This is a genomic window from Alphaproteobacteria bacterium 33-17 (assembly GCA_001897445.1).
In the GTDB taxonomy this organism is placed as follows: domain Bacteria; phylum Pseudomonadota; class Alphaproteobacteria; order Rickettsiales; family 33-17; genus 33-17.
The window spans coordinates 1-15,523 of the sequence record MKSX01000010.1 but is presented as its reverse complement, the minus strand read 5'-3'; the positions used below and the strand labels follow the sequence as shown (position 1 = coordinate 15,523).

Annotated in this window: 17 protein-coding genes; 9 read left to right on the top strand and 8 right to left on the bottom strand. The window is 33.2% G+C overall.

What is annotated here, in order from left to right:
- The first annotated feature begins 171 nt into the window (after nt 1-171).
- The 4 genes from BGO27_07375 to BGO27_07360 all read left to right on the top strand — a co-directional run bounded on the left by BGO27_07375 (nt 172) and on the right by BGO27_07360 (nt 3,875).
- Nucleotides 172-1,122 carry a 30S ribosomal protein S2 gene (locus BGO27_07375; protein OJV15720.1) on the top strand — a complete coding sequence of 317 codons (951 nt, stop codon included), beginning with the start codon at nt 172-174 and terminating at the stop codon, nt 1,120-1,122.
- 63 nt (nt 1,123-1,185) lie between these two features.
- Nucleotides 1,186-2,112: a translation elongation factor Ts gene (locus tag BGO27_07370; GenBank protein ID OJV15719.1), complete on the top strand. Its 927-nt coding sequence runs from the start codon at nt 1,186-1,188 to the stop codon at nt 2,110-2,112.
- 579 nt (nt 2,113-2,691) lie between these two features.
- Entirely contained in the window at nt 2,692-3,423 is a 732-nt protein-coding gene (locus BGO27_07365; protein ID OJV15718.1) for a UMP kinase, read from the top strand.
- A gap of 5 nt (nt 3,424-3,428) precedes the next feature.
- Nucleotides 3,429-3,875: a hypothetical protein gene (locus BGO27_07360; GenBank protein OJV15717.1), complete on the top strand. Its 447-nt coding sequence runs from the start codon at nt 3,429-3,431 to the stop codon at nt 3,873-3,875.
- 29 nt (nt 3,876-3,904) lie between these two features.
- Here the strand turns inward: BGO27_07360 and BGO27_07355 are convergent, their stop codons facing one another.
- Genes BGO27_07355 through BGO27_07340 form a run of 4 tightly spaced genes read right to left on the bottom strand, consistent with a single transcriptional unit; the run spans nt 3,905 to nt 8,191 of the window.
- Nucleotides 3,905-4,393, bottom strand: coding sequence for a hypothetical protein (locus tag BGO27_07355; protein ID OJV15716.1), 489 nt, complete (start codon nt 4,391-4,393; stop codon nt 3,905-3,907).
- Nucleotides 4,394-4,400: 7 nt separating this feature from the next.
- On the bottom strand, nt 4,401-4,943 hold the full coding sequence (locus BGO27_07350; GenBank protein ID OJV15715.1) for a hypothetical protein: 543 nt from the start codon (nt 4,941-4,943) through the stop codon (nt 4,401-4,403).
- Nucleotides 4,936-5,475, bottom strand: coding sequence for a pantetheine-phosphate adenylyltransferase (locus BGO27_07345; protein OJV15843.1), 540 nt, complete (start codon nt 5,473-5,475; stop codon nt 4,936-4,938). The genes BGO27_07350 and BGO27_07345 overlap by 8 nt, the downstream gene beginning before the upstream one ends.
- Nucleotides 5,459-8,191, bottom strand: coding sequence for a DNA gyrase subunit A (locus tag BGO27_07340; protein OJV15714.1), 2,733 nt, complete (start codon nt 8,189-8,191; stop codon nt 5,459-5,461). Before BGO27_07340 ends, BGO27_07345 begins: the two co-directional genes overlap by 17 nt.
- A gap of 216 nt (nt 8,192-8,407) precedes the next feature.
- On the opposite strand from BGO27_07340, the gene BGO27_07335 reads away from it, so the two are divergent.
- From BGO27_07335 to BGO27_07320, 4 genes are all read left to right on the top strand, one after another.
- Nucleotides 8,408-9,343: a glycosyltransferase gene (locus tag BGO27_07335; GenBank protein ID OJV15713.1), complete on the top strand. Its 936-nt coding sequence runs from the start codon at nt 8,408-8,410 to the stop codon at nt 9,341-9,343.
- Complete coding sequence (locus BGO27_07330) at nt 9,344-10,201, top strand: hypothetical protein (protein ID OJV15712.1); 858 nt, start codon at nt 9,344-9,346, stop codon at nt 10,199-10,201.
- 129 nt (nt 10,202-10,330) lie between these two features.
- Nucleotides 10,331-11,146, top strand: coding sequence for a hypothetical protein (locus tag BGO27_07325; protein OJV15711.1), 816 nt, complete (start codon nt 10,331-10,333; stop codon nt 11,144-11,146).
- Nucleotides 11,147-11,156: 10 nt separating this feature from the next.
- A complete protein-coding gene (locus BGO27_07320; protein OJV15710.1) occupies nt 11,157-11,924 on the top strand; it encodes a hypothetical protein in 768 nt (255 codons plus the stop codon).
- Here BGO27_07320 and BGO27_07315 read toward each other — a convergent pair.
- From BGO27_07315 to BGO27_07300, 4 genes are all read right to left on the bottom strand, one after another.
- Nucleotides 11,905-12,891 (bottom strand): hypothetical protein, encoded by a 987-nt coding sequence (locus BGO27_07315; GenBank protein ID OJV15709.1) that lies wholly within the window; start codon nt 12,889-12,891, stop codon nt 11,905-11,907. The two genes, BGO27_07320 and BGO27_07315, sit on opposite strands and share 20 nt — an antisense overlap.
- The gene (locus BGO27_07310; protein OJV15708.1) at nt 12,881-13,342 is read right to left on the bottom strand and encodes a tRNA (adenosine(37)-N6)-threonylcarbamoyltransferase complex ATPase subunit type 1 TsaE; all 462 of its coding nucleotides are present in this window, start codon (nt 13,340-13,342) and stop codon (nt 12,881-12,883) included. Before BGO27_07310 ends, BGO27_07315 begins: the two co-directional genes overlap by 11 nt.
- 1 nt (nt 13,343) lies before the next feature.
- On the bottom strand, nt 13,344-13,799 hold the full coding sequence (locus BGO27_07305) for a peroxiredoxin (GenBank protein OJV15707.1): 456 nt from the start codon (nt 13,797-13,799) through the stop codon (nt 13,344-13,346).
- Between the two features lie 94 nt (nt 13,800-13,893).
- Nucleotides 13,894-14,388, bottom strand: coding sequence for a hypothetical protein (locus tag BGO27_07300; GenBank protein OJV15706.1), 495 nt, complete (start codon nt 14,386-14,388; stop codon nt 13,894-13,896).
- 199 nt (nt 14,389-14,587) lie between these two features.
- On the opposite strand from BGO27_07300, the gene BGO27_07295 reads away from it, so the two are divergent.
- Nucleotides 14,588-15,445 carry a hypothetical protein gene (locus tag BGO27_07295; GenBank protein OJV15705.1) on the top strand — a complete coding sequence of 286 codons (858 nt, stop codon included), beginning with the start codon at nt 14,588-14,590 and terminating at the stop codon, nt 15,443-15,445.
- Nucleotides 15,446-15,523 lie beyond the last annotated feature (78 nt).

Genomic DNA, 15,523 nt, shown 5'->3' with positions numbered 1-15,523 from the left:
TTTTATTAAAAACTCACGCACCCGAGTACTTTAGTAGTGTTAGGCTTGCCTAATCATCAGTGGGTGCGGTGGATTAACTACTAATACCTGTTTTATTTGGGAATATTTCACCCAAAAGTCTATTTTTGGGCAATTTTCAAGGAAAATCAGGTATATAAAAGGTATAAAAAAATGACAAACATTCCAAATTTTACAATTCGTGAATTATTAGATGCCGGTGTTCACTACGGTCATAAAACTATGAGATGGAATCCAAAAATGGCTCCTTTCATTTATGGTGAGAAAGACGGTGTTCATATTATCGATCTTCAACAAACTGCTCCTATGCTTCATAAAGCTCTTGTTGCTATCTATGAAGTTATTAAAAATAACGGAAAAGTAATGTTTGTTGGTACAAAATTACAAGCAAGAGAACTTATTGCTGAAGCTGCAAAAAGCTGTGGTCAGTTCTATGTAAACCACAGATGGTTAGGCGGTATGCTTACAAACTGGCCAACCGTTTCAGGATCTATCCAAAGACTTGTTAAAATGGAAACAAGCTTAGACGATGAAGATTTTGTAGAAAAAAGTACAAAAAAAGAAGTTATTGAGCTTAACAAAAAAAGAGAAAAATTAGACAGATCTTTTGGTGGTATCCGTTCTATGGGTGGTCAACCTGATCTTATTTTTGTAATCGATACAAACAAAGAAAGCTTGGCTATTAAAGAAGCTGTAAAACTTGGTATTCCAGTTGTTGCAGTTATCGATACAAACTCTGATCCAGATAACGTAACATACCCAATTCCTGGTAATGATGATGCTACAAGATCTATTAAATTATATTGCAGATTAGTTTCTGAAGCAATTATTGCTGGTATTAGAGACGGTCTTGCAGATTCAGGTGTTGATCTTGGTGAAGTAGAAAATATTCAGGAACTTTTAGAGACAAAAGATAAAGAAGCTTCTAAATCAAGAAAAGGTGGCGCTAGAAAGCCTGCTGGCAGAAGAGCATCTGAAGAAGAAGGAAAATCAGACGCTGAAGCTAGACCTGCTAAAAAAACAGCAGCTAAGCCAAAGGTAACTGTAGAAAAGAAAACTACAAAAAAACCAGTCAAAAAAGACAAAGCTGAATCAGCTGAGTAGTTAAAATTGGGGGATCTTAATGATCCCCTTTATAATCTAATAGAACAATAAAAGAGGGTAATTATGTCAGTAACTCCACAAATGATTAAAGAGCTTAGAGAAAAAACAGGCGCAGGTATGATGGACTGTAAAAAAGCTTTAGACGAAAACGGTGGTGATTTTGAAAAAGCAACTGACTGGCTTAGAACAAAAGGGCTTGCTTCTGCTGCTAAAAAATCATCAAGAACAACTGCTGAAGGTTTAGTAAGCCTTAAAGTTGAAGGCAAAACTGGTATCATGCTTGAACTTAATGCTGAGACAGATTTCGTAGCTAAAAATGACCAGTTTATTCAGCTTGTAAATGATGTTACATCAGAACTTGCTTCTAAAAAAATGACTGATGTTCAGGCGTTTAAAGAATCAAAAATGGCTGACGGCGCGACTGTTGAAGAAAAAATTAAGGCAGCTGTTGCAGTAATTGGCGAAAACATCAACCTCCGTAGAGTTGCACTTGCTGAAGTATCTAACGGTACAGTAATCAGTTATGTTCATAATGCTGCAAGCGAAGGCATGGGTAAAATCGGTGTGTTAGTAGCACTTGAGACTTCATCTAACGATGAAAAAGTAGCTCAGGCTGGTAAACAAATTGCAATGCACATCGCAGCTTCTAAACCTGAATCTTTAAATGTTTCAGAATTAGATCCAGCTTTAGTAGAGCGTGAAAAGAATATTTTTGCTGAACAAGCAAGAGCATCAGGCAAGCCAGACAGCATCATTGAAAAAATGATCGAAGGTCGCGTAAGAAAATACTACGAAGAAGTTGTTCTCTTAGAGCAAGTTTTCGTAATGGATGGTAAAACAAAAATCAGCCAGGTATTAGAAGACTTAAGCAAAGAAGTAGGTTCTAAAGTAGAAATCAAATCATTCGTACGTTTCGCATTAGGTGAAGGTATCGAAAAAGAACAAACAGACTTTGCTGCGGAAGTGGCTGCCGCTGCTGGTACAAAATAAATTTACCTTTGGCAAAATCAAATTTTGGTTCGTCATTTCAAAACTCGTGTACATTTAGGTACACTTCGTTTTTTACTCCTGCCAGAATTTGATTTATCCAGGGTAAATACAAAGCATATGGCAAAATCAGATTTAGGTATGACGGATCTAAAACTCATGTACATTTAGGTACATTTCGTTTTTAACTTCTGCCAGATATCTGATTTATCCAAGGTAAATACTTGAATATTTGGCAAAATCAGATACTGGTTCGTCGTAGCAAAACTCATGTACATTTAGGTACATTTTGTTTTTAACTTCTGCCAGATATCTGATTTATCCAAGGTAAATGTTTATAAAAATATTGAAATGAAGGTTTGGTAAAATTGCTAAATCTTCATTTTTATAATAAAGCTAAATTGCAGCTTGTACTAAAGCTAAATAAAATATATAAATATGTCAGTCTGCTTTGAAAAGTTTATTCTAGTTAATAAATTTTCCTAAACAGAAAAAATATTTTACAAAAACCTAAGTAATTCTACTTAGGTCTTTTAAAAATGCCGCAAAAGTAGCAAACACATATATTTTTAAGAGGATTACATGGCTGATAACATTAAATATAAAAGGGTTTTATTAAAAGTATCTGGTGAAGCATTAATGGGTAATTTGCCATTTGGTCACGATCCTCAAACAATTAAAAGAATATGTGAAGATGTAGCAGAAGTACATAATATGGGCGTGCAGGTTTGTTTAGTAGTTGGGGGTGGTAACATTTTCCGCGGCGTGTCTGCTAGTGAAGTAGGTATTGACAGAGCAAGTGCAGATTATATGGGAATGTTAGCGACTGTAATGAATGCACTGGCACTACAAAGCGCTTTGGAAAGCCTTGGCATTAGCACAAGGGTGCAGTCTGCAATTCCAATGACAACAATTTGCGAGCCATATATTCGCAGAAGAGCTGTAAGACATATGGAAAAGGGCAGGGTAGTTATATTTGCAGCAGGTACAGGTAACCCATTCTTTACAACAGATACAGCATCAGCACTCAGAGCCGTAGAAATGAACTGTAATGCACTGCTTAAAGGTACGCAGGTTGATGGTGTATATAGCGCAGATCCTAAGAAAAATAAAGATGCTACAAGATTTAATACGCTCACATATAAGCAAGTTCTTCAGGATGATTTAGCAGTTATGGATGCCTCAGCAATTGCCCTCGCTCGTGAGAACCATATTCCAGTAGTAGTATTCTCACTTCATGAGAAAGGCGGTTTTGCAAACGTTATTAAAGGTAAAGGCCTGTTTACTGTAATATCGCACGAAGAAATGGCTTAGTCTATATGCTAGTCATAAGACAGGCGAATTTAAATGATATAGAATATTTGCTGCCGCTAATGGAACAATATGGTTATCCTGGCACTTATGAAACTATTAAAAACAGAATTGAAATATATTCAAATTCCCCAAACTACAATATTTATATTGCAGAAAAAGATAATCGAATTGTTGGTTTAATTACTTTTATAATTACTGAAGGTTTTGTATATATTTATAAGGTATGCCGTATTACTGGGTTAATTGTTAATAGAGATAGCAGAAACAGTGGTATAGGTAGTACTTTAATGAATCATATGGAAATGGTATGTAAAAGTAAAAACGTTCAAGTTATTGAAGTTACTTCAGGTATTCGAGAAGAAAGAGCTTTAAGTCATAAATTTTATCAAAAAATGGGTTATAGTATTGGAGAAATAGTAGGCAAATTATACTTTAGAAAAAATTTAGAATAGAAAAGTTAATAAAAATAATTGCAAGTTTTTCATTGAATTTTTAGGATTTTAATCATATATACCATTTCCCATTCATAATTTAATGGTTTTATGTTGAATAAAGGATGAAAACCAAATGATCTATAAAATTGATAAGTTTTATAATAGTTATGGTCATTTTGATTTGGTGACAATGTTTCTACAGTAATCGAGGCGGTTCCCTTTTCTAAAGAATATTTACTGGCATATTGTAATAACTTTTTACCAATACCTTTATTATGATAATTAGGCAATATTCCCATCCAATAAACATTACTATTATTAGAATATGGAAATTCTAAAGATAATAATCCAACATATTCATTATTATATTTAGCAGCAAAATTTGTTTTTTGAAATATACCGTTAAAATAATTTTCATTTGCTTCCATAATTCCAAAATATTCAGGCAATTGAATAGTTATTCTTTTACATAAATCTGAAGCAACATCAGATGATATTAATTTGACATTTATTACATGTTTTAATTTACTAGTCATTCAAATACTACCACTTATCCTGCGGCACTCCTTTTCTTAACAAAACCAAATTGTCACGTTTACAGATAGTATTCCCTAAGGAATTTAAAACCGTCTCAATTTCCTCATCACTTGCCTTACAAATACTTGCAATGTTTTGTTTTTGAATAGATGTTACAGGAATGTCTTTTAGATTAATTGGTCTTGGTTTGGTATTATCTTTGGGCACTAATTTGGTTCTAATATCATGAACAGCAGCATAGCCTAAAAAGTTAGTTATACGTTCTAACATAACTGCTTTAGAATAACCGATTTTTTGTGCAACAAATGGATTATCACATTCTACCATTAAAACATGCTGAGTAGATGTAAATGTTTTATGGGATGTAATTTTAATTGGCTTTGCATAACTAATAATATCATTATTTCCAACAATCTTATGCCAGTTAAATAATATTTTGGTTATAGCATATCCCTGTTTTTCAAATACTGGTTTTAAAAAGTCTTCCAAAACGGCGCTTATTTCGCGCTCACGTTTTCTATATTTTCTTATTCCATTATCATCAGTCATTAGGGAAAGTTTGCTCTTTAGTTATTTGTTTTGAATAATAGTCAGTAAGCTTATTTACTACAAACTCACATGAGAAACTAGATATGTCGCCGCCAAGTTTTGCAACTTCTTTTACAAACCGTGAAGATACATATTGGTTGTTTTCTGATGAAGGGATAAATATAGTCTGCAGTTCAGGCATTAGCCTAGAATTTACGCAGCTTAACTGAAATTCAAACTCAAAATCATTAACCGCTCTAATGCCACGAAGAATCAGATTTGCACCAATCTTTTTAGCAAAGTTTACCAATAAGCCATCAAAGTAAGCAACTTCAATCCTTGCCTGTAGTTCCTCAGGCAAGGTTTTGATATATTCTTTTGCCATTGTAACCCTGTCAGCAGCGCTAAATACTGTGTTTTTAAAGTTTACTATAGCAATACCGAGAACAAGTTTATCAACAACCATCAAAGCTTTTTTAACAATATCCATATGACCAATCGTCACTGGATCAAATGTACCTGGATAAATGCCAATCCTATTGCTCATTTGTATCACCACTTGTATCGCTTAATTCACCTTCTTCTTCATTGTTACTTGCGCCATCGATGATTCTGATTGCAGATACTACGCTTTCATTATCATTAATCGAGAAGAGTTTAACGCCCTGCGTACTTCTAGCTGAAATACGGATGTCATGTACAGGGCATCTAATGATACGCCCTTTGTTTGTAAGTAACATGATCTGGTCTGTATCGCAAACTGGAAGACTCGCAATCACGCCGCCATTTCTTTCGGATGTGACAATGTTTGTTACGCCCTGACCACCACGATTTGTAATGCGGTATTCATATGCAGATGTACGTTTGCCAAATCCATTTTCAGTTACGGTTAAAATGAATTGTTCTTGTTCAGCAAATTTAGCAATTTTTTCTTTGCCTAGCTTGCCTAAAATATCACTCTCTACCTGATTAATTAGCTCATCTGTTGGAGTAAGTGCAATTTGTTTTCTAAGCTGAAGCTCAATCGATGTAAATAATTCACGCTCTTCAATGTCATATGAGCCGCCATTAATAATTGACATAGAAATTACTCTATCAACTTCGCTAAGTCTTACGCCTCTTACGCCTACAGATGTCCGACCTTTAAATACTCTAACGTTTTCAACGTTAAATCTTACGGCTTTACCTGAATTTGTAGCAAGCATAATATGGTTTTCATCTGTACATAGTGCAACGCCAACTAAGCTATCATTATCTTCAAGCTTCATAGCAATTTTACCGTTAGATGGAATATTCTCGAAGTCCTGAATATCGTTACGTCTTACGTTACCATGGCTAGTAGCAAATACAATGTGCTTACCTTTCCAGTCTTCTCTGTCTTCAGGAAGCACCATTACGTTATTGATAACTTCACCTTCAGCAAGTGGGAAAATATTAACAAGCGCACGACCTTTCGATTGTGGTGAACCAATAGGAAGTTTATAAACTTTAAGCCTGTAAACTCTGCCAAGTGATGAGAAGAATAATACTGGTGCATGTGTACTTGCAACAAATAAATCTGTTGTCATGTCTTCTTCGTGCATAGTGATAGTAGATCTGCCTTTGCCGCCACGTCTTTGCGCTCTGTATGTAGAAAGCGGAACACGTTTAATATAGCCGCCCATTGTTACGATAACTACCATTTCCTCACGTGGAATTAAGTCTTCAATATCATGCTCAAATTCTGACATTTCAATTGAAGTTCTGCGAGGTGTTGCAAACTCATTTTTAACTTCAATCATTTCTTCTTTAATAACGTTAAGAAGACGAGATCTTGATGATAAAATATCAAGGAAGTCAGCAATTTCTGTGACGATGTTTTTTAGCTCGTCATTAATTTTTTGATGCTCAAGTGCTGTAAGTCTTTGAAGTCTCATCTCTAAAATAGCTTTTGCTTGTTCTTCAGTAAGGTTAATTACATCACTTACTGTTTTAATGATATTTGAACTCTCAACAAGTTTAATCATCGGAAGTACATTTCCAGCATCCCACCCTCTTGCCATTAAACGCTCTTTAGCAGTATGAGCATCAGGAGATGATTTAATAAGCTGGATTACTTCATCAATATTGCTTACCGCAACTGCAAGGCCGATTAATACATGCGCTCTATCTCTGGCTTTGCCTAGTCTGAATTTTGTACGCCTTACAACCACTTCTTCTCTAAAATTTAAGAAAGCCGCAATGATATCTTTAATATTCATTTGCATTGGGCGCGATTCATGAAGGGCAAGTGCATTAACACCAAAACTTGTTTGAAGCGGTGTATAGCTATAAAGTTGATTTAAAATCACGTCAGCAAATGCATCTCTTCTTACTTCAACAACGACACGAACGCCTGATTTATCAGACTCATCACGCAGGTCGGTAATACCTTCAATTTTCTTTTCTTTAACAAGCTCGGCAATACGCTCAACAAGTTTAGCTTTATTAACTTGATAGGGCATTTCGGTAATAATAATAGCTTGCTTCTTTTCTTTGGTTTCTTCAATTTCAGTGCGCCCTCTGATGACTATAGAGCCTCTTCCTGTCGCTAATGCTGACCTAATACCAGACATGCCAAGGATTATACCACCTGTTGGGAAATCAGGGCCTTTAACAATCTCACCAATTTCATCAAATGTAATATCTGGATTATCAATATATGCGCAGCACGCGTCAATTACTTCGCCAAGGTTGTGAGGTGGAATATTTGTTGCCATACCTACGGCAATACCGTTTGTACCATTTACTAAAAGGTTAGGGAATCTTGCAGGTAAAACTGTAGGTTCAAGTTCGGAGCCGTCATAATTTTCTTTAAAGTCTACGGTCTGCTCATTGATATTTTCTAGCATTGAATGCGCTGATTTATCAAGCCTTGATTCTGTATAACGCATCGCCGCTGGAGAGTCACCATCCATTGAGCCAAAGTTACCCTGACCATCAATAAGAGGAAGCCTAAGCGAGAAATCCTGCGCCATACGTACTAATGAATCATAAATAGCAGCGTCACCATGCGGGTGATATTTACCCATTACCTCACCCACGATTCTCGCAGATTTTCTGTAAGGTTTGTTATAATCGCAACCAGATTCATACATTGCGTATAAAATACGGCGGTGAACAGGCTTAAGACCATCGCGAACATCTGGCAGCGCTCTACTAACGATTACGCTCATAGCATAATCAAGGTAAGATTTTTTCATCTCATCTTCGAGTGAAACCGACACAGAATCGCGAATATCTTCTAGCATAAACACCTACTTAAAAAGGACAAATTATTTAATATGTAAATACATCAATTTGAAGCCCAAATCAACCTGAATTTACTACATTTATAAAGTACTGACTATACTACTAGATTTAATTTAGAAAGCAATGATAGAGATATATTTCCTAACGCTTGCGTTAAGTTTATTTATATTATATCTTCTAAAGCCGAAAATAATATAGAATACAGGAGGTAAGTGATGCAATTATCTGTAGTCATACCAGTTTACAATGAAGAAGATAATATTATTCACATTATCGAAGCAATTAGTAATAGTTTAGAAAATATCGATTATGAGATAATTTTTGTAGATGATGGTTCAAGTGATAAAACATGCCAAATAATACATGAGCAAAATAATTCCAGAATCAAGCTCATAGAATTTAGCCGTAATTTTGGTCAAACATCCGCTATGGCAGCTGGCATTGAGCATGCAGAAGGCAAGTATATTGCAACTATTGATGGTGATTTGCAAAATGACCCAAGCGATATACCTATGATGATTAAGCTTTTAGAAGATCAAAAAGTTGATGTGGTTGCTGGTCGCAGAAAAAAACGCCAGGACGGAATGTTGCTGCGTAAAATACCAAGTAAAATAGCTAATTATTTGATTAGAAAGCTTACTAATGTAAACTTAAAAGACTATGGTTGTACTTTAAAAGTTTTTAAAGGCGATATTGCTAAAAGACTTGATTTATATGGTGAGCTTCACAGGTTTATACCAATACTCGCTCATATAAACGGTGCCAAAATTATTGAAGTTGACGTAAAACATCACGCGCGTAAATATGGTGAATCAAAATATGGTATTGGCAGAACATTCAGAGTAGTAAGTGACCTTATGCTGATGGTATTCATGCTTAAGTTTCGTCAAAAACCTATGCATCTATTTGGTACTTTAGGTATTATATCATTTATTATTAGTGGCTTAGTATCAATATATTTAGTAACACTTAAGGTAATGGGGCAGTCTATTACAGATAAGCCTTTGTTTTACCTATTTATTATAACTTTTATGTCAGGTGTACAGCTTATCACTACTGGTTTTATAGCAGAACTAGTAATGCGTACATATTTTGAATCTCAGCATAAAAAACCTTACGAAATAAAGAAAATTACAAAAGTGAAGAAATAAATGAAAAAAGCACTACTCGTTTTACTGAAAATTTCAATAATGGCATTAATATTCTACCATTTATATACTAAGGTAGATGTTAATGAGATTGTAAATTATTTAAGTAGGATAAATGTTTTTCATTTAACGGTAGCATTTATATCATTTAATTTTTCATATAATATTAGTGCGTTAAGACTTAAGGACTATATAGAATCTCATGGAGTGAAAGCAAGTTATAAGTCCTGCCTGAATTTGTTTTACCGCTCAAGTATGGTTAGCAATTTCTTACCTGGTGGAGTAGGGGGCGAAGGGTATAAATTATATATCCTTAATAAAATTTACTTATTTAGCGTTTTTGATTCTTTTAAAATAGTTTTAAGCGACAGAGGAAGTGGAATGCTTGCACTTGCTGTTCTGGTACTTTCTTTGCTTCCTTTTGCAAGTTATAAAATAGAATTTATTGCTAAATATATTTGGTTAATTGCAGCTTTAGGCATGCTGGTGAACTTATACTTATATAGATATGTTACTAGGGAATATTTGGGGGAGAATTTAAAGCTATCATTATATGCTTTATTTAAATCTATTTTAGTGCAAATACTATGCTATATAGGCTTTTATATGGTCATTTCTGATATAATGCCTAATGTTAGTTTAATTGAATATGCAATTGTATTTTTTATATCTTCAGCAGCCTTAATTTTTCCTGTATCAATTGGAGGAATAGGAATTCGTGAAATATCAATGGTTTACTCGGCCTACATATTTCCAATAGATGCAGAATTAGCTATCGCTGCCTCCATTATTTATTATATGATCTCACTGGTCTCATCAATGATTATTGGTGGTGTATTTTTTACCAAAAAAATATCGTAATTTTTTTCTATATAATTCATATAGTTAATGCAAAATTAACTATTTATCAACTTTATATAATTTGACCCATCTCAGTTTATTGCAATATAATTAATATAGTATATTAATATAAATAAATTGAGAACATTTATGCAGCAAAAAGAAAATGTATTGCCACATTTATTAGGTCAGGTAGGAAATGAAGTAAATGCGCTTCAAACTACTAAAATAATACCTAAAGGTAAATTTGCTCAAATCAGGCATCATTTGGCGCATGCGGGTCATTGTTTTAATCTTATGACTAAGTTTGGTTTGAATGGAAAGGTCATCAAAAGTAAAACTGTATCTCAATTTATTAATAATAAACAAAGTTTTATAGATGAACTTAATAGCGTCGCTGATAATGCAGTGATAGAGCAAGAAGGCAGAAATCAAATTAGACAAAATCAATTAGATAACTTTAATTCGGAAAATAGAGTTATTATCGATGAAATCACAAAGTCATATGATGAGTTTCATAATCAATATAATAATCTAAAAAGCTCAGAAAATGTTCGTTCTATTATTACAGATCTTACAAACTTACAGACTTCTACAGAAGTAAAATCTTTAAAAGACATTCAGAACACTGTGTCAAAAGTCGGAATTGTACAAAAAGATATGGAGTCTGTAGTAAAGCAACAGAAAATGATGCAAAAATTAACACGTAATTATTTATATAGAAACTTTACTCATCACATAAAAGAAGTCCTGCATATTATTAAAGAAGCAATAGTTGGAATATTTCATAAAAATCCAAAAGATAACAAAGTTAAACAATTAAACGAAGTAGCAGGATCACTTGAAAATATAATAGACGTTGCTGAAACTCAGCAAAAAAAGGCAAATCAGACCGATTTAGAGAACGGTATAAATTTGAATGTAAATAAACCAGATAAAACCCAAAGTAGTGCATTTATTAAATAAAGTAGTTTAAATGAAAAAATACACACTTATATTATTAATACTTCCATTTGTATGCTTTGCAAATGATCCTTTATGGGATAAAGTGCGGTTCCGTGACCTGCCCCAAGGGAAGTATAATATATCCAGTGGTACAGGTTTTTTTGTTACGCAAAATTATATAGCTACTAATTACCATGTTGTAGAAAATTGCATTAATTACAGTGCAAGAGGTGCTATTCCACCTACGCCACTAAAACTGGTAGCCTATGATAAATTTGTAGATCTGGCTTTACTAAAATCAGAAACTTCTCCTAAGAAAATTCCATTTTTTAAAGGAAATACTAAAACGCTTCAGTCAGGTTCAAGAGTATATGTTATGGGATATCCTTTAGATAGAGGTGAAACAGGATTATACGAAGTAGTTGAAGTTGCTTTAACCAAGTTTAATTATCAGGATGCCAGGCAGATGATAGAATTTAGCCTTTCTTCTATTAATCATGGTAATTCTGGGGGGCCTTTAATGGATGGTAATGGAAGAATTTTAGGTATGGTGCAAGGTAAGGTTACAAGGTACTTAAATAATGTGGCGGTAGATAAACAGGGATTAGCAATCAGGAACGAAGTTATAGAAGCTCTTTTAAATAAGCTCCGCATTCAATATTACACGTTTGATAGTAACGATATGTATGAGGGGATAACCCCAGAAGTCGTTGCTAAAGATTTTGTGGTAAACATACACTGCATCAAAACTTCCGAGGCTAATAATAATAAAATAGCGTCTAACCTACAGGTTGAATGACCTTTTCAATAAAGTTTTTAAAGTACATTAAATGAGGCTGGTTAATATCACCAATAATATATCTCCAAACCCTTGGTAAAAACTTCTGATAATTTAAATTGCCATCACGATATACTTTACGATTAAATATTCCTACAATTTTTAGGTTTCTTTGTAATGCCCAAATATAATAAGCAAACATAAAGTCCTGATGATCAAAGGAATTATCTGAAATAAACTTATCAACGCATTTATGAACAGTTGCAGCCCCCACATCTCTTCTTGCATCTTCAAGAAGTGACATTAAATCATAACATGGGTGACCAACTAAAGCATCCTGATAATCTAAAAGTCCTATAGAATTTACACCTTTTCGCATTGGTAATATATGTAAGTTATCAGCGTGATAGTCTCTGAGTACTAATGTTTTTTTTGTAGGTTCAAGAATCAGGTCATAAAGTGATGTAAGTAATTCTTTATATTCATGATTTAATTCTTCATTTTCTGTAGTACTTCTGCTAGGTGAATATATACAATAATCTGCAAAAATTTTACCCTCTTTAAGAAAGTAATTTATATCATAATTATCGTAATGATTATGCTCTGAAAAGTTTTGGTAGACTGTTGAAAGTACGTCAACGCACTTCAGATAATACTCTTCTTCAAAGTGAGGATTATTTGATATAAATTTATTAATACTGTCATCACCTAAATCTTCAAGCATGACAAAACCTTCTTTTTCGTCAAAATGAATAATTTCAGGAGCAGACAAGTGCATTGATCTAAGTGTATTAGTAACTTTTATAAAAGATCCCACAGATTCATGTTCAGGCGGAGCATCCATTAATATGTAGCTATCACCGTTTTTATTAATCAGTCTGCTATAAGTTCTGCGAGATGCATCAGGAACTAGCTCGATTATTTTGCAGTCACCGAAATTATGTTTTTCTAAAAATTCCCTTTTTAAGCTAGGTCGATCAGTATTCATAATTCTTTAATACCTTATTTAAATAATCTTTATTTGCACTAATTTTAATTTCTCTAGTTTCAGAATTAGGCAATATATTAATGCTTATTCTGATAGAATTTGTTTGTAAATATTTTTCAGCAAGTTCTGGCCATTCTATTATGCATACTTTACTTCTGATTGCATCAAAAAAAGCAATTTCTTCTAATTCATTTTCTGATTTTAATCTATATAAATCAAAATGCCAAATTTCACCTAAATCTGAATCATATGTTAAAACTATATTGAAAGTAGGGCTTGGGACGTCCTGAATCTGAGGATTTAAAAACTTTATTATACCTTGAGAAAGTGTGGTTTTCCCAGCGCCTAAGTTACCTTGTAAGGTAATAACATTATTAGGTTCTAAATTACTTGCAATAGAACGTGCAAGTTTATTAATATCCTGAATATTATAAGCAGTAAGTGTAAGCATTTTATAGTGATTTAATATATTCTAATACTTCTTTAGCATGATCATTTACGCTAACTTTTTTCCATGATTTTATAACTTCACCAGCTTCATTAATTATGAAAGTGGAGCGTTCAATTCCCATAGATTTTTTGCCATACATATTCTTTTCTACCCAGACTCCGAATGCTTCTACAAGCTCGCCATTTATATCGCTCAGTAAATTAAATGGCAGGCAATATTTTGATTTGAAGCGACTATGAGAATCGACATTATCTTTAGATACACCTAAAATAATTGTATTGTGTTCATTGAATTCAGGTGTAAGATCTCTAAAGTTTTGCGCTTCTACAGTGCATCCTGGTGTATCATCTTTAGGATAAAAGTATAGTACTATCCTTTTTCCTTTTAAATCTGCTAATTTTCTTTTGTTTCCACTGTCGTCTTCTAACAGAATTTGTAAAAAACTGTTGTTGTTCATAAAAGTCCCCTAAATACCTTATTTAACCAAATAAAATATCACAAGAATAACTATAATCAATCAAGTATTTGAATTTTATAGAAAAATTAGTTTTTTACTTATCTTTTTTATCCTTGCGGAAATTTGTTAGACTAATAACATTGGATGATGAATTATCATCGGCTGCAATTGGATTTGGAACCTGATTAACCTTTTGTGGCTTTGCAGATTGTTCTTTAGCGGCTTTAAATAAGTTATCTGCATGTCTGAACTGAAGCCCAAATTTAACGCTTGGGTCTGCAAAAGCGGTAAGAGCTGCAAAGGGAACAACCACATTTTCTTTAATATTATTAAAGCTTAGTTTTAGGCTAAAATGATCTTCCTCAACCTTTAACTCTTCGTATTGGTGTTGAATTACAATTGTAATCTCATCAGGGTATTTATTTTTAATCCTTTCAGAAAGCTGTACTCCAGGATAACTGGTAATAAATGAAATAAAGAAATGATGGTTGCCTACTAAACCGTTTTCCTGAGTTAGTTTTAAAACTTTTTTGACAGCATAATGCAAAGCATCATCTATTATTAAACTGTAATTAATTTCGTTAATCATGGTACTTCAATATGGATTATTATTAATATATTAACCTTGATGTTACATATTAGCAAGGTAATTTTTTACTTATTTTACAAAAGCATGTGCTAAATTAAATACATATGATTTAAAAGTCAATATGGCTTATAAAGAAAATGTATGATAAATAAGGTATTTTGGGCTATACATTAAGAAATATCTTTAATAAAGGCAAGTTATGAGCAAGATGAGTATAACAAAAATAATAGCGCATATTTGGGTTGGTATGCTTATGGTACTACCGATGCTTATAGTCATATACATATCATTTTGCACTCAGGTAGATAACATACCTCCTTTTGAATCATTTATAATTCAGCAAAATGATGCCTTGATTATCAAACCAAGTTTTGTCAATTATAAGGAGTTATTTACTGATAATCTTTATTTAATGGCATATGCAACCTCTATTAAGCTTGCGATTATAACAACTTTAGCCTGCCTGATAATAGGGTATCCTGCCGCATTTTATATTGCAACCAGAACTCAAAAAGTTAAAGATTTGCTGCTGATATCTATTTTTATACCTTTTTTCTCTTCACTGCTTTTAAGAGTATATATTTGGATGATTATACTTAAAAAACATGGAATTATTAGTATATTTGCAGATTTACTGGGTTTTGAGGGTTTAGATTTACTTAATTCACAAACCTCTGTGATTATTGGAATGGTATACTGTTATTTGCCATTTATGATACTTCCTTTAGTTGCTAATATTGAAAAACTTAATTTCCAGATAGTGGAAGCTGCAGAAGACTTAGGTGCATCTAAGTTTACTATATTTTTCAAGATTATAATACCCATGTCACTAAGCGGCATTATTTCGGGATGTGCAATTGTATTTATACCGTCTTTGGGTGAGTATATTATTCCTGATTTATTAGGCGGTTCTGAGATTACTACGATAGGCAAGCTTATCTGGAGTGAGTTCTTTTTAGCCAGAAACTGGCCACTAGCTAATGCTATAGCTGTAAGTCTTTGTTTAATGCTTTTAATTCCGTTTACTTTAAAAAGGTTTTATAGGGTGTTTAGGTAATATATGTCATCATTGCGGCAGAGGTTCAAAGTTTTGGATTGCCACAAAATGCTTTGCATTTTTCGCAATTGTATAGGT

Excerpts from the sequence above, each read along its gene's own strand:
- BGO27_07375 (OJV15720.1), top strand. The coding sequence starts at position 172 with ATGACAAACATTCCAAATTTTACAATTCGTGAATTATTAGATGCCGGT.
- BGO27_07370 (OJV15719.1), top strand. The coding sequence starts at position 1,186 with ATGTCAGTAACTCCACAAATGATTAAAGAGCTTAGAGAAAAAACAGGC.
- BGO27_07365 (OJV15718.1), top strand. The coding sequence starts at position 2,692 with ATGGCTGATAACATTAAATATAAAAGGGTTTTATTAAAAGTATCTGGT.
- BGO27_07360 (OJV15717.1), top strand. The coding sequence starts at position 3,429 with ATGCTAGTCATAAGACAGGCGAATTTAAATGATATAGAATATTTGCTG.
- BGO27_07355 (OJV15716.1), bottom strand. The coding sequence starts at position 4,393 with ATGACTAGTAAATTAAAACATGTAATAAATGTCAAATTAATATCATCT.
- BGO27_07350 (OJV15715.1), bottom strand. The coding sequence starts at position 4,943 with ATGACTGATGATAATGGAATAAGAAAATATAGAAAACGTGAGCGCGAA.
- BGO27_07340 (OJV15714.1), bottom strand. The coding sequence starts at position 8,191 with ATGCTAGAAGATATTCGCGATTCTGTGTCGGTTTCACTCGAAGATGAG.
- BGO27_07335 (OJV15713.1), top strand. The coding sequence starts at position 8,408 with ATGCAATTATCTGTAGTCATACCAGTTTACAATGAAGAAGATAATATT.
- BGO27_07330 (OJV15712.1), top strand. The coding sequence starts at position 9,344 with ATGAAAAAAGCACTACTCGTTTTACTGAAAATTTCAATAATGGCATTA.
- BGO27_07325 (OJV15711.1), top strand. The coding sequence starts at position 10,331 with ATGCAGCAAAAAGAAAATGTATTGCCACATTTATTAGGTCAGGTAGGA.
- BGO27_07320 (OJV15710.1), top strand. The coding sequence starts at position 11,157 with ATGAAAAAATACACACTTATATTATTAATACTTCCATTTGTATGCTTT.
- BGO27_07315 (OJV15709.1), bottom strand. The coding sequence starts at position 12,891 with ATGAATACTGATCGACCTAGCTTAAAAAGGGAATTTTTAGAAAAACAT.
- BGO27_07310 (OJV15708.1), bottom strand. The coding sequence starts at position 13,342 with ATGCTTACACTTACTGCTTATAATATTCAGGATATTAATAAACTTGCA.
- BGO27_07305 (OJV15707.1), bottom strand. The coding sequence starts at position 13,799 with ATGAACAACAACAGTTTTTTACAAATTCTGTTAGAAGACGACAGTGGA.
- BGO27_07300 (OJV15706.1), bottom strand. The coding sequence starts at position 14,388 with ATGATTAACGAAATTAATTACAGTTTAATAATAGATGATGCTTTGCAT.
- BGO27_07295 (OJV15705.1), top strand. The coding sequence starts at position 14,588 with ATGAGCAAGATGAGTATAACAAAAATAATAGCGCATATTTGGGTTGGT.